Source organism: Streptomyces sp. P3 (genome assembly GCF_003032475.1).
In the GTDB taxonomy this organism is placed as follows: domain Bacteria; phylum Actinomycetota; class Actinomycetes; order Streptomycetales; family Streptomycetaceae; genus Streptomyces.
On the sequence record NZ_CP028369.1, the window covers coordinates 4246169 to 4260048 of the forward strand.

Consider the following 13880-nt stretch of genomic DNA (forward strand, 5'->3'; position numbering starts at 1 on the left):
CCGACGCGGCCTGAAGGACCGGAGAGACGTGAGAGACGTGAGAGATGTGAGAGACGTGAGAGACGTGAGAGACGTGAGAGGAGACCCCCGATGAGCGGAATCTGCGACGGCCGGGTCGTGGTCGTCACCGGCGCCGGACGCGGCCTCGGGCGCGCCCACGCCCTCGCCTTCGCCGCCGAGGGCGCCCGGGTCGTCGTCAACGACCTCGGCGTCGGACTCGACGGCACCCCCGGCCCCGACAGCCCCGCCCGACAGGTCGCCGACGAGATCCGCGCAGCCGGCGGCACCGCCCTCGCCCACGGCGGCGACATCGCCACCCCCCAAGGCGCCGCGTCCCTCGTGACGACCGCCCTGCAGACGTACGGCCGGCTCGACACCCTCGTCAACAACGCCGGCTTCCTGCGCGACCGCATGCTCGTCAGCCTCGACGAGGACGACTGGGACGCCGTCCTGCGCGTCCACCTCAAGGGCCACTTCCTCACCCTCAAGCACGCCGCCGCGCACTGGCGCGCCGAGGCCAAGGCAGGCCGCACACCCGCCGCCCGCATCGTCAACACCACGAGCGGGGCGGGACTGCTCGGCTCGCTCGGACAGGGCAACTACAGCGCCGCGAAAGCCGGCATCGTCGGCCTCACGCTCGTCGCGGCCGCCGAACTCGCCCGCTACGGCGTCCAGGTCAACGCGATCGCGCCCGCCGCCCGCACCCGCATGACGGAACACACCTTCGCCGCCACCATGGCCGCCCCCGAGACCGGCTTCGACGCCATGGCCCCCGGCAACGTCTCCCCACTGGTCGTCTGGCTCGGCTCCACCGCCAGCGAAGGCGTCACCGGACGCGTCTTCGAGACGGAGGGCGGCCGGATCACCGTCATGGAAGGCTGGCGCCCCGGCCCGACAGCGGACACCGCAAGACGCCACAGCCCCGCCGAGGCGGGAGAGACCGCACGCAAGCTCCTCACCGACGCGCAACCACCCCGCCGCGTCTACGGCGCGTGACACCCGCGCAGCGGCACGGACCCACGCCGATCCACCACCGCACCACACCTCACGTGTCGCACTCCAGCACCGTCCCGCACAACCCGCAGCGAGCCCGGACCCGCCCCCGCACCGGAACCCGAATCCGCTGACGGCAAGTAGGACAGGCGAACATCACCCGCAACGGCCCCTGCGGATCGTGCACGAACGCATACGGGGCGCCCGCGTCCCCCGGCCGCGCCCCGACCCCCTGCGCGTGCCGCCGGTCACGGGCATAACGCCGCCGTCCCGCCCAGCCCGCCGCCGTCAGCGGCGGCTGCCGCTCGTCGAACCGGGCCCGCTCCAGACCCCGCCCGTACGCCTCGTACGCCCGCGCGCTCGTGAACCACACCGACGGATCCTCACCGAACACCAGCGACCGCTTCGCCAGGACGTACCCGAACTCCTCCGGCGTCAGATACCCCAGCTTCTGCGACGACGCCCCGTCCACCCGGTACGCGTCCAGCAGCAGCCAGCCCGCTCCCAGATACGTCGTCGCCGTGTCCGTCAGAATCTCGTTGTCCCGCGTCCCCGCGAACGACAACCCCGCCCGATGCAGGTAGACGTGCATGATCTCGTGCGCCAGCGCCGCACCGATGTCCCGACGATGCGTGCGGAAACGGTCGTTCAGCTCGACGAAGTACTCCGGCCCCGCCGCGAGCTCGATGTGCGCCGCATGCTCCATCTCCCGGAACGCCACCACCATCCGCGCGTCCGGCAACCGGTAGTGCCGTACCAGCTCCCGGGCCACCCGCTGCGCCCCCAGATGCAGGTCATCGCCCTCGCAGAACGCCACGTCGGCCGGCGCCACACTCGTCGCGAACTGGTGGATCGTGTCGTACGACAACCGCTTGTACAGCGCCGTCACCGCCGCCCGCACCGTCTCCAGATGCGGGTAACCGTGCTCGACCGGCCCGCCGTTCGCCACGCCGCACCCCCAACACGCCGAGGACCCCATTCCACTGTACGGGCAGCCCGCAACGCCCGCCGGGACATGCCCTAGGGTGATCGCCCATGACCACCAGCAACACCCGCGCGCCCGGCACCGGCGACGTCGACCCCGCCGTCCGCGAGGAGCTCGTCCGGCTGCGCGACAGCATCGACAACATCGACGCGGCCGTCGTGCACATGCTCGCCGAACGCTTCAAAGCCACCCAACAGGTCGGCCACCTCAAGGCCCGCCACCAGCTCCCGCCCGCCGACCAGGCCCGCGAGGCCCGCCAGATCGCCCGGCTGCGCACCCTCGCCGAGAGCGCCAAACTCGACCCCGCGTTCGCCGAGAAATTCCTCAACTTCATCATCGCCGAGGTCATCCGCCACCACGAGCGCATCGCCGAGGACACCGCGGCGCCCCCACGCGGCTGACCCGAACCGGCCCGAACCGGCTCGAGCCCGCCAGCCACGACCGCACCACCGACGCCGCACCGCACCGCGCACCCGACGCCGCACCCCCCGGAACCGCACCAGGACCGCGCCGAGACCCACCGCACCGCGCACCCGACACCGCACCGGCACGCACCGCGCAACGCCCAGCCACGCCGACGGCCGCACGACAGGCACGTGACCGGCACATGCCCGGCGCCAAATCGGCACAGGGCCAGCGCTCCGGCGCGAGAAGGGACATAGGGCGCGTACCGATCCGCCCCTGTGCCCGGCCAGCGGCATCAGGCAGCATGTCCTGCATGTCCGTACTGACGCGCGACGAAGCGCAGAACCGTGCCAAGCTCATCGACGTCCTCCGCTACACCATCGAGCTCGACCTGACGACCGGCGACGAGACCTTCGAGTCCAGCACCGTCATCCGGTTCGCCGCGCGCACCCACGGGGACACCTTCGTCGAGATCAGGCCCGCCGCACTGCACTCCGTCACCCTCGACGGCGAGCCCGTCGACCCCGACACGCTCGACGACAACCGGCTCCCCCTGACCGGCCTCACCGCCGGCGAACACGAACTGCGCGTCCGCGCCGGCATGCGCTACTCCCGCACCGGCGAGGGCATGCACCGCTTCACCGACCCCACCGACGGCGAGACCTACCTCTACACCCAACTGTTCATGGAAGACGTCCAACGCGTCTTCGCCGCCTTCGACCAGCCCGACCTCAAGTCGGTCTTCGAGCTCACCGTCCAAGCCCCCGAAGGCTGGACCGTCCTCGCCAACGGCATCACCGAACACCTCGGCGACGGCCGCTGGCGGGCCGCCCCCACCCCCCTGATCTCCACCTACCTCGTCGCCGTCGCCGCCGGACCCTGGCACTCCGTGCGCACCGAACACCGCGGACTCCCCTTCGGCCTCCACTGCCGCCGCTCCCTGGCCCCCTACCTCGACGCCGACGCCGACGAACTCCTCGACATCACACGCGCCTGCTACGACCGCTACCACGAGAAGTTCGAGGAGCCCTACCCCTTCGACTCCTACGACCAGGCGTTCGTCCCCGAGTTCAACGCCGGCGCCATGGAGAACCCCGGCCTCGTCACCTTCCGCGACGAATTCGTCTACCGCTCCGCCGTCACCGACACCGAACGCCAGACCCGCGCCATGGTCATCGCCCACGAGATGGCCCACATGTGGTTCGGCGACCTCGTCACCCTCCAATGGTGGGACGACATCTGGCTCAACGAGTCCTTCGCCGAATACATGGGCTACCAGACCCTCACCGAAGCCACCCGCTTCCACGGCACCTGGACCGAGTTCGGCGTCGTCCGCAAACCCTGGGGCTACGACGCCGACCAGCGCCCCTCCACCCACCCCGTCGCCCCCGAGGACGTCGACGACACCGCCTCCGCACTCCTCAACTTCGACGGCATCTCCTACGCCAAGGGCGCCTCCGCACTGCGCCAGCTCGTCACCTGGCTCGGCGAGAAGAACTTCCTCGCCGGCATCAACACCCACTTCGCCCGACACCGCTTCGCCAACGCCACCCTCGCCGACTTCATCGACTCCCTCGCCGCCCACACCGACCGCGACGTCCACGCCTGGGCCGACGCCTGGCTGCGCACCACCGGCGTGGACACCCTCGTCCCCACCGTCACCGGCTCCAACGGCGACCACACCCTGACCGTCGACCACCAGGGCAGCCGCCCCCACCGCGTCGGCGTCGGCCTCTACGACCTCGACCTCGCCGACGAGGACCGCCACCTCACCCTGCGCCGACGCCTCGAGATCGACATCCCGCAGAGCGCACCCGAACCCCTCGGCAAGCGCCCCGCCCTGCTCCTCCTCAACGACGCCGACCTCACCTACGCCAAGGTCCGCTTCGACCCCGGATCCTTCGACACCGTCCGCGCCCGCCTCAGCGGCCTGCCCGACCCCCTCACCCGGGCCGTCGTCTGGAACGCCCTGCGCGACGCCGTCCGCGACGGTGAACTCGCCCCCGCCGCCTACCTCGAGACCGCCCGCGCCCACCTCCCGCACGAGACCGACCTCGCCCTCGTCCAAGGCGTCCTCACCTTCGCCTCAGGCCAGGCCGCCGACCGCTACGCCACCCCCGAACAGCGCCCCGCCGCGCTCTCCGCGCTCTCCGCGCTCTGCCGCGACCTCATCCGCCGCACCGAGGACGGCGACCACCCCAGCCTGCGCCTCATCGCCGTACGCCACTTCATCGCCGTCGCCGCCCACCCCGAAACCATCGCCGCCTGGCTCGCCGACGGCACCGTCCCCGGCGGCCCCGAACTCGACCCCGACCTGCGCTGGCGCGTCCTCGCCCGGCTCGCGGTCCTCGGCGCCGTCGACGACGCCGACATCGCCGCCGAACTCGACCGCGACCCCTCCGCCACCGGCCGCGAAGGCGCCGCCCGCTGCCGCGCCGCCCTGCCCGACGCCGACGCCAAACGCACCGCCTGGGCCGCCATGTTCGAGGACGACGACCTCTCCAACTACCTCTTCACCGCCACCGCCCAGGGCTTCTGGCAGCCCGAACAGGCCGACCTCCTCGCCGACTACGTCCCACGCTTCTACCAGGACGCCGTCGCCCTCGCCGCCCGCCGCGGCCCCGCCATCGCGGACGCCGCCGGCCGCTGGGCCTTCCCCGGCCACGCCGTCGACCCCGACACCCTGCGGCTGGGCGAACAATGCCTCGCCGACGCCCACCCCATCCCGGCCCTGCGCCGCAAACTCGTCGACCAACTCGACGACCTCACACGCGCGTTGCGCGTACGCGAGGCCCACCAGGCCTGACACCCCGCGGCCACGGCCCGCCGCGAGGCCCCCCACACCCCAGGCCGGTGCGTGTGGGGGCCTCGCGGCGGGCCGCCGCAACTCAGGCCGAGCCCCCGACCCGGCCCGCCGCACCATCCCTTCGCACGGCCCCTTCACACGGCCCCGACCGCCGGGTGCCGACGACCCCGGCACCCGGAGAACACGGCCCCCCGCCACGGCGAAGCACAGCCGCCCGAGGAATCGTTCCCCCGGCACCCAACCCGGCCGAAGTACCCACTTTCGGGTTCCTGTCACCGGGCTTTCGGGCGCGTCGCCGTCCCACCCGACAAGCTGGACCTCCCCGCTGCGGGCATCCGCCCCCGGCCCCGGAGGAACCCCCGTGAGCATGCCGCCCCTCGCCTCAGGCCCCGAAGGCTCCGACGCCCTGCGCCCCCTGCTGGCGACCGTCCTCGACGCACTCGACGCCGGCGCCCGCTCACGCGGCGGGCCACTGCCCGAAGGCGGACCCCACACGGTGGCCGAACGCGTCCGCGAGGCCATCGGCGACCCGCTGCCCGAACACGGCGACCCCGACGCCCTGTACACCGTCGTCCGCACCCTCGCCGAAGGCGCCGCCGACCCCGCCCACCCCCTGTGCGCCGCCCACCTGCACTGCCCACCCCTCGCCGTCGCCACCGCCGCCGACCTCGCCGCCTCCACCCTCAACCCCTCCCTCGACTCCTGGGACCAGGCCCCCGCCGCCTCGGAACTGGAATCCCTGCTCACCCACGCCCTCGCCGCGGAGATCTACGGCCACACGAACCCCGCACCCCCCACAGGCTCCGCGCCCGCGCCCACCGGCCCCGGGTCACCGTCCGCCGACTCCGGGCCCGCGCCCGCCAGTCCCGGGTCACCGTCCGCCGACTCCGGGCCCGCGCCCACCGGCCCCATGACGCCGGCCACCCGCCCCCGGGCCGCCACCGCCCCCACGCTCCCCGCCGACGCCCTCGTCACCACCGGCGGCACCGAAGCCAACCACCTCGCCCTGCTCCTCGCCCGAGAAGCACACGGACCCGCCCTCCGGCTCGTCTGCGGCGCCAACGCCCACCACTCCCTGCCCCGCGCCGCCTGGCTCCTCGGCCTCCCCGAACCCGTCATCCTCCCCACCCCCACCGGCGTCCTCGACCCCGCCACCCTCCACCACACCCTCACCACCCGACCCGGCCCCCTCCTCGTCGCCGCCACCGCCGGCACCACCGACGCCGGACTCATCGACCCCCTCCCCGCCCTCGCCGCCCTCTGCCACGCCCACGGCGCCCGCCTCCACATCGACGCCGCCTACGGAGGAGGCCTCCTCTTCAGCGACCGGCGCCGCCCCCTCCTCACCGGCCTCGAAGCCGCCCACACCGTCACCCTCGACCTGCACAAACTCGGCTGGCAGCCCGTCGCCGCCGGACTCCTCGCCGTCCGCGACCCCCACGACCTCACCGCCCTCCACCACCACGCCGACTACCTCAACGCCGACGACGACACCGAAGCCGGACTCCCCGACCTCCTCGGCCGCTCCCTGCGCACCACCCGCCGCCCCGACGTACTCAAGATCGCCGTCACCCTCAAAACCCTCGGCCGCAGCGGCCTCGGCGCCCTCGTCGACCAGGTGTGCGACAACGCCCGGCAACTCGCCGACCTCGTCACCGCCCACCCCGGCCTCGAACTCCACGCCCCACCCACCCTCAGCACCGTCCTCCTCCGACCCGCACACGCCACCGACACCGCCGTCGCCGACATCCGCCGACGCCTCCTCACCCAAGGCCACGCCGTCCTCGGCCGGGCCCGCCTCGACGGCCGACTCTGGCTCAAGACCACCCTCCTCAACCCCCACACCCGACCCGCCGACCTCACCGCCCTCCTGCGACTGGTGGAAGGAAACACCCCCGCATGAACACGCCCCCACACCCCGACGCCGGCACCCCCCGCGACCTCGTCGGCATCGGCGTCGGCCCCAGCAACCTCTCCCTCGCCGCCCTCGCCCACCCCCTCGCCGAACTCGACGCCGTCTTCTACGAACAACGCCCCCGCTTCGACTGGCACCCCGGCCTCCTCATCGACGGCGCCCGCATCCAGGTCCCCTTCCTCGCCGACCTCGTCACCCTCGCCGACCCCACCAGCCCCTGGACCTTCCTCAACTACCTCAAAACCCACCACCGCCTCTACCCCTTCTACTTCGCCGAGCGCTTCCACATCCAGCGCGCCGAATACGACGCCTACTGCCGCTGGGTCGCCGACCAACTCCCCGGACTCCACTTCCGCCACCAGGTCGACTCCGTCCACTGGAACCCCGAACGCGACGTCTTCGAAGTCGACTTCACCCAACTCGACGCAGCCGGCGAAGCCGAAGCCCTCGGCCGCACCCACACCCGCAACGTCGTCCTCGGCATCGGCACCACCCCCCACATCCCCGACTCCCTGCGCCCCCTCGTCGACGCCCCCGGCGTCCCCGTCCTGCACACCGACGACTACCTCACCCACCGCGACACCCTCCTCACCGCCGGCCACATCACCGTCGTCGGATCAGGACAGTCCGGCGCCGAAGTCTTCCTCGACCTCCTCCGCCACCGCCCCGCCGGCCGCGAACGCCTCCACTGGATCGGCCGCACCGAAGCGTTCACCCCCATGGAGTACTCCAAACTCGGCCTCGAACACTTCACCCCCGACTACACCCGCTACTTCCACGCCCTCCCCGAAAACGTCCGCGACCGCCTGCTCGCCGGCCAATGGCAACTCCACAAAGGCATCGACGCCGACACCCTCGCCGCCATCCACGACGAGCTCTACCGCCGCACCCTCCAAGGCGGCTGGCCCGACGCCGTCCTCACCCCCGGCGTGACCGTCCGCACCGCCGGCCGCATCTCCACCACCCAGATCGAACTCCACCTCGAACACACCCAGCAGAACATCCGCAGCCGCCTCACCACCGACGCCGTCGTCCTCGCCACCGGCCACCGCGAACACACCCTCGACCGCATCCTCGCCGGCCTCGACCCCTACATCCGCCGCGACAACAGCGAACGCCCCCGCATCGACGCACACTTCCGCCTCGTCCTCGACCCCTCCATCACCGCCACCGGCTGCAACGTCCACGTCCAGAACGCCGAACGCCACACCCACGGCGTAGGCGCCCCCGACCTCGGCCTCGCCGCCTGGCGCAGCGCCACCATCCTCAACGCCCTCACCGAAAAAGAGACCTACCCCCTGCCCACCCGGACCGCCTTCACCACCTTCGGACTCGGACAACCCCAACCCCAACCCGAACCCCGCGTCCCCACCGCCCGGCAAGCACCCACCCTCACCCCCCTCGTCGACCTACGCTGAAGACCGCACCCGCCGACGCCGACGACCCGACCCACGCGAAAAGGCGGTGCCCCCACGGCGACCGAACCAGGCCACCCCAGGGAACACCGCCCACCGCCCGCAGGACCACAAGACCCACAGGACTGAAAGACCCGCAGGACTACAGACCGCGGGACTGCAAAACCCCGCAACCCCTAGAACACCGGCGTACCGTCACGCGTCAGCTTCCAGTCCACCGACGCGAAGTCCTTCGGGTCCAGCACACCCTTCGCCGTCACCCACTCCGAAATCCGCGTACGGATCTCCGTCGACTCCGACCACAACTCCTGCGCCGACGCCACATGCGGGAACGCCCCACCGCCATTGGCCCGGTAGTTGTTCACCGCCAGCACGAACTGCTGCGCATCGTCCAACGCCGCCCCGTCGAACTTCAGGTTCCTGATCCGCGAACCCGCCGCCTGCGCGATGTCGATCTCGTACGACAGACCCGACACATAGTCGTAGTTGTAGTCCGGACGCCCCGCCGCGTTCGTCAACTTCTCCGTGTCGACCACCGCGCCCGCCGCCGTCTGAACGAAGTACTGCGCCGAGTACTCCAGGTACGCCCGCACCTGCGCACCCGTCATCAACTTCGCCACCAGCGTGTTGTCGTACACATACAGGCTCGACAGGTCCCGGATCGTCACCTGGCCCGCCGGGATCTCCGACGTCCGCGAGAACGGCGACGCCTGCGCGATCACCGGCAGCGACGCATACGACGTCCCCGCCAACGCCGCCTTGACGACGTCCTCCTGCACCTTCGTGATCAGGTCGATGATCGGCGCGTCCTTGAACCGCGCCTCCACCGTCGTCAACGTCTCCGTCGCCGTACCCACCACCTGGTTGACGTACGCCACGACCTTCGCGTGCTCATCACCCAGCAGCTTCGTGATCTTCGGGTCGTCGGCGACCGAGTTGGAGTTCAGCACCTTCGACGACACCGACTCGACCGACCACCGCCCCTTCTCGAACACCAACTCCACATCGAACACCGACAGCCGCTCCGCATACGCCAACGGCTCCGACAGCACGACCGTCCTCCCGGACTTCGCGTTGACGACCTTCAGCTCCGGAATCTCCACATGCGCATGCCCCACCAGCACCGCGTCGATGTCCGGCACCTGCTGCGCCACCAACGCCGCCGAGTTCTCCACATACGGCAGCTGGTCACCGTACGACGACGTACCCGACGAACCCGAGTGCGCCGACACGATCACCACATCCGCACCCAGCGACTTCAGCTTCGGCACCCACTTCGCCGCCTGCTCCTCCAGCCCCGGAAACGCCAGCTTCCCCTGCACATACGCCTTGTCCCAGATCGCGATACCCGGGTTCGTCAGCCCCAGCACCGCCACCTTCACCGGCGGCGCACCCTTCACACAGAACGTCTTGATCACATACGGCTGGAACGCCGGCCGCAGCGTCTTCGCGTCCACCGCGTTCGCCCCCAGCAACGGGAACCGCAACTGCGACTCGAACTTCCGCAGCGTCTCGATGCCGTAGTTGAACTCGTGGTTGCCCAGCGCCGCCGCGTCGTACCCGATCGCGTTCATCGCCTGCGCCATCGGATGCACCGGACCGCCCTTGGCGGTGATCGGGTCCACCTTCGCGTAGTAGTACGTCAGCGGAGTGCCCTGGATCGTGTCACCCGCGTCCAGCAGCAGAGTGTTCTCACGCCCCTTCTCCGCACGGATCCGGTTCACCAGCGTCGAGATACGCGACAGACCCTGCGCATTGCCCGCCGCGTCCTTGTACTCCGCGTCCTTGAAGTAGTCCCAGTTGAAGACATGACCGTGCAGGTCCGTCGTGCCCATCACGGTCAGCGAGTACCGCTTCGGCTGCGTGCCCGGCTTCGACGGCCGCTGCGCCGCCGCTGCCTGCGCCGACGGAGCCGCCGCGGCCCCCGCGATCGCCACCCCCGCCCCGGTCACGGCGGACTTCTTCAGGAACTTCCGGCGGTTCAACGGCATGTCTCGTACTCCTCGGGGGATGGTCAATGACGCGCGTAGATTCTGACCCGGCCACCACCGACGACAACAGGTCCAGGAGGTTGCGATCTGATGACCGCAACAGTCCACCCCCACCCCGGAACACCGAAAGCAGTGACAAGGTGGGACGTATGACCTCCCCTCAGAACCCCTCCTACGGCACCCCCGACACCCCCCACCTCACAGTCCGCGGCGAGGCCGAACTCGAAGTCGACCCCGAAATCGCCCGCATCGCCGTCACCCTCACCGCCCGCGGCCGCGACCGCCGCACCACCCTCGACGACCTCACCCGCCGCAACACAGACGCCCTCGACCTCCTCAAGTCCTACGGCGACACCGTCGAGAACCTCTCCACCGGCGCACTCACCCTCACCCCCGAACTCGAACCGCACCGCCGAGGCGAACGCGTCCGCACCTACCACGGCACCGTCCGCCTCACCGCCGAACTCACCGACTTCACCGCCCTCGGCGAACTCACCACCCGCCTCGCCGACCTCGAACTCACCCGGGTCGACGGCCCCTGGTGGGCCCTGCGTCCCACCTCACCCGCCCACCGCACCGCCCGCCGCCACGCCGTCCACGACGCCGTCCGACGCGCCAGGGAATACGCCGAAGCACTCGACACCACCGTCGCCGCCCTCCTCGAACTCACCGACACCGCGACAGGCGGCCCCCGGCCCCGGTCCACCTTCGACCGCCACGCCGTCCGCTTCTCCCGCGCCGCAGCCGACACCGAACCGCAAGCCCCCGAACCCCTCGACCTCGAACCCCAGCGCATCCAGGTCCGCGCCGAAGTCAGCGCACGGTTCACCATGAATCCACCGGCCCTGTGAATCCATCCACGGCCTGAATTCACCCGTTCGGGGAATCCGCACACCAGGGAAAGGAACCCGCGGAAATCAGCGGGAGACCACCCGGAGTGCTCAGAAGAGCGACACTCCGCACACTTTAGTACTTGTCAACAACCCTTCACCCAAAGGTTGTTGAGCAGTCACGTGCCCCCAATTCGCTACCCGCCGGTAAGACATAGGCTCGAAACATGCGCCGAGCGAAAATCGTCTGCACCCTGGGCCCCGCCACCGACTCCTACGACCAGCTCCAAGCCCTCGTAGAAGCCGGAATGGACGTCGCCCGCTTCAACCTCAGCCACGGCACCCACGCCGAACACGAGGAGCGCTACCACCACGTCCGCAAGGCCTCCGACGAAACCGGCCGCAGCGTCGGCACCCTTGCCGACCTTCAAGGCCCGAAGATCCGCCTCGGCCACTTCACCGAAGGCCCCGTACTCCTCGAACGCGGAGACACCTTCACCATCACCGTCGAAGAAGGCACAGCAGGTGACGGCACCCACTGCGGCACCACCCACGCAGGCCTCGCCGACGACGTCACCCCCGGCGAACGCATCCTCGTCGACGACGGAAAAGTCTGCCTCGAAGTCACCGACGTCGACGGCCCCCGCGTCCACACCCGCGTCGTCGAAGGCGGCGTCATCTCCGACCACAAAGGCCTCAACCTCCCCGGCGTCGCCGTCTCCGTCCCCGCCCTCTCCAAAAAAGACGAAGACGACCTGCGCTGGGCGCTGCGCACCGGCTTCGACGTCATCGCCCTCTCCTTCGTCCGCAGCGGCCGCGACATCCTCGACGTCCACCGCATCATGGACGAGGAAGGCCGCCGGCTCCCCGTCATCGCCAAGGTCGAGAAGCCCCAGGCCGTCGAGAACATCGACGAGATCGTGGCCGCCTTCGACGGCATCATGGTCGCCCGCGGAGACCTCGGCGTCGAAATGCCACTCGAACAGGTCCCGATCGTCCAGAAACGCGCCATCAAACTCGCCAAGCGCAACGCCAAACCCGTCATCGTCGCCACCCAGATGCTCGACTCCATGATCGAGCACTCCCGCCCGACCAGGGCCGAGGCCAGCGACGTCGCCAACGCCGTCCTCGACGGCACCGACGCCGTCATGCTCTCCGGCGAGACCAGCGTCGGCAAACACCCCGTCCAGACCGTCCGCACCATGGCGAAGATCGTCGCAGCTGCGGAAGAGGACCTCCTCGCAGCCGGCCTGCCCGAACTGACGGAAAGCACCAAACCCCGCACCCAGGGCGGCGCCGTCGCCAGGGCCGCAGCGGAGATCGGCGACTTCCTCGGCGCCAAGTTCCTCGTCGCCTTCACCCAGAGCGGCGACACCGTCCGCCGCCTCTCCCGCTACCGCTCACCGATCCCCGTCCTGGCCTTCACCCCGGAACCGGCGACCCGCTCCCAGCTCAACCTGACCTGGGGCGTCGAGACCTTCCTCGGCCCGACGGCCGCCTCCACGGACGCGATGGTCGCCCAGGTGGACGAAGCGCTCCTGCAGTACGGCCGCTGCCAGAAGGGCGACGTCGTCGTCATCACGGCAGGCTCCCCGCCCGGCGTCTCCGGCTCCACGAACCTGGTCCGCGTCCACCACGTGGGCGAGGACGACAGCCCGAAGTAGGACTCAGTACTTGGGGCCGATGTGGGCGTCCATGAGGGCTACGGAGGCTTTGCGGGCGACGGAGATGTTTCTGTGGTTCGCCATTTTCCATTCGACGCCCACGTGGTCCAACGTGTCGGTGAAGAGACGGATGACGTCGCCCGACAAGTTGGTGAAGAAGTAGCGCGGGTACTCGTAGCGCTTGCGTACGCCGCCGATCGTCTTCTCGGTCCAGTTGGTGATGCGGCATCCGTCGGAGTGGATGAGCCCTCGGATGAACTCCCAGGGGTGTTCGTCGACGATGGCCTGCTGCCACGGTTCCAGGGCGATCCGCCGTTCGTGCTTCTTGCCGGGGCCGTGCTGTGGGAACAGGTGCGGCCAGTGGGCGTAGTAGCCCGCGCAGGCGATGCGCAGGTAGTGGCCACTGCCGCGTGGATGGGCGCTGATGCAGCCGTCGCCTAGGTAAAGGCCGAGCAGGTACGCGTATGCGACGCGGTCGCTCGGTGGGTCGGGAAATGGGGGCGCCATGCGAGGCAGCGGTTCAAGTCGGTCCTGCCAGGAGCGGATTGCGGCGCGTGAGATGCCTGTTTCTCGGCTGGCGGAGTTCAGACTGCGCCCCTGTGCCACGAGTGCGAGTGCCCTCTTGCGTGTGCTGACGTCGTACATGTGCCCACTGTGTGAGCGAGATCGCGACGACACGCAGCAATAAGCGGATGTTCACGAGAACGTGGACATCCGCCTGTTGGCGCAATACTTCGATTTGAAGGAAAAGTGCCCCAGGTGGGATTCGAACCCACACTGTCCGCTGTTTGAGAGCGGCCTCTCTAACCAGTTGGAGTACTGGGGCCTTAGAAAGTAAGGAGAACTGCAACCCCTCGCGCACCCACCTTACCGCAG

The 13880-nt window shown here is 70.2% G+C and carries 10 protein-coding genes and 1 tRNA gene; 7 read left to right on the top strand and 4 right to left on the bottom strand.

What is annotated here, in order from left to right; genetic code table 11:
- Positions 1–90: 90 nt before the first annotated feature.
- A complete protein-coding gene (locus C6376_RS19045; RefSeq protein WP_107444530.1) occupies positions 91–996 on the top strand; it encodes an SDR family oxidoreductase in 906 nt (301 codons plus the stop codon).
- 49 nt (positions 997–1045) lie between these two features.
- On the opposite strand, the gene C6376_RS19050 is transcribed toward C6376_RS19045, so the two are convergent.
- The gene (locus C6376_RS19050) at positions 1046–1942 is read right to left on the bottom strand and encodes a hypothetical protein (protein ID WP_107444531.1); all 897 of its coding nucleotides are present in this window, start codon (positions 1940–1942) and stop codon (positions 1046–1048) included.
- An 86-nt stretch (positions 1943–2028) separates the two neighbouring features.
- Between C6376_RS19050 and C6376_RS19055 the strand changes: the two genes are divergently transcribed.
- From C6376_RS19055 to C6376_RS19070, 4 genes are all read left to right on the top strand, one after another.
- On the top strand, positions 2029–2379 hold the full coding sequence (locus C6376_RS19055) for a chorismate mutase (protein WP_107444532.1): 351 nt from the start codon (positions 2029–2031) through the stop codon (positions 2377–2379).
- A gap of 317 nt (positions 2380–2696) precedes the next feature.
- Positions 2697–5189: an aminopeptidase N gene (gene pepN, locus C6376_RS19060; RefSeq protein WP_173985679.1), complete on the top strand. Its 2493-nt coding sequence runs from the start codon at positions 2697–2699 to the stop codon at positions 5187–5189.
- Positions 5190–5550: 361 nt separating this feature from the next.
- Entirely contained in the window at positions 5551–7092 is a 1542-nt protein-coding gene (locus C6376_RS19065; protein ID WP_254075996.1) for an aminotransferase class V-fold PLP-dependent enzyme, read from the top strand.
- Entirely contained in the window at positions 7089–8522 is a 1434-nt protein-coding gene (locus C6376_RS19070; protein WP_107444534.1) for a lysine N(6)-hydroxylase/L-ornithine N(5)-oxygenase family protein, read from the top strand. The genes C6376_RS19065 and C6376_RS19070 overlap by 4 nt, the downstream gene beginning before the upstream one ends.
- A 173-nt stretch (positions 8523–8695) precedes the next feature.
- Here the strand turns inward: C6376_RS19070 and C6376_RS19075 are convergent, their stop codons facing one another.
- Complete coding sequence (locus C6376_RS19075) at positions 8696–10510, bottom strand: bifunctional UDP-sugar hydrolase/5'-nucleotidase (RefSeq protein ID WP_107444535.1); 1815 nt, start codon at positions 10508–10510, stop codon at positions 8696–8698.
- A gap of 149 nt (positions 10511–10659) precedes the next feature.
- Here C6376_RS19075 and C6376_RS19080 point away from each other — a divergent pair, with 149 nt between their 5' ends.
- Positions 10660–11361 (top strand): SIMPL domain-containing protein, encoded by a 702-nt coding sequence (locus C6376_RS19080; protein WP_107444536.1) that lies wholly within the window; start codon positions 10660–10662, stop codon positions 11359–11361.
- A gap of 206 nt (positions 11362–11567) precedes the next feature.
- Positions 11568–13004, top strand: coding sequence for a pyruvate kinase (gene pyk / locus C6376_RS19085; protein ID WP_107444537.1), 1437 nt, complete (start codon positions 11568–11570; stop codon positions 13002–13004).
- A gap of 3 nt (positions 13005–13007) precedes the next feature.
- Here pyk and C6376_RS19090 read toward each other — a convergent pair whose 3' ends face one another.
- Together C6376_RS19090 and C6376_RS19095 are read right to left on the bottom strand one after the other, a co-directional pair.
- A complete protein-coding gene (locus C6376_RS19090) occupies positions 13008–13649 on the bottom strand; it encodes a helix-turn-helix domain-containing protein (RefSeq protein ID WP_107444538.1) in 642 nt (213 codons plus the stop codon).
- A 106-nt stretch (positions 13650–13755) separates the two neighbouring features.
- Positions 13756–13830, bottom strand: a tRNA-Leu gene (locus C6376_RS19095).
- Positions 13831–13880 lie beyond the last annotated feature (50 nt).

Bases quoted from the DNA above. Each gene is read 5' to 3' on its own strand.
- C6376_RS19045 (WP_107444530.1), top strand. From the start codon at position 91: ATGAGCGGAATCTGCGACGGCCGGGTCGTGGTCGTCACCGGCGCCGGA.
- C6376_RS19055 (WP_107444532.1), top strand. From the start codon at position 2,029: ATGACCACCAGCAACACCCGCGCGCCCGGCACCGGCGACGTCGACCCC.
- pepN (WP_173985679.1), top strand. From the start codon at position 2,697: ATGTCCGTACTGACGCGCGACGAAGCGCAGAACCGTGCCAAGCTCATC.
- C6376_RS19070 (WP_107444534.1), top strand. From the start codon at position 7,089: ATGAACACGCCCCCACACCCCGACGCCGGCACCCCCCGCGACCTCGTC.
- C6376_RS19075 (WP_107444535.1), bottom strand. From the start codon at position 10,510: ATGCCGTTGAACCGCCGGAAGTTCCTGAAGAAGTCCGCCGTGACCGGG.
- C6376_RS19080 (WP_107444536.1), top strand. From the start codon at position 10,660: ATGACCTCCCCTCAGAACCCCTCCTACGGCACCCCCGACACCCCCCAC.
- pyk (WP_107444537.1), top strand. From the start codon at position 11,568: ATGCGCCGAGCGAAAATCGTCTGCACCCTGGGCCCCGCCACCGACTCC.
- C6376_RS19090 (WP_107444538.1), bottom strand. From the start codon at position 13,649: ATGTACGACGTCAGCACACGCAAGAGGGCACTCGCACTCGTGGCACAG.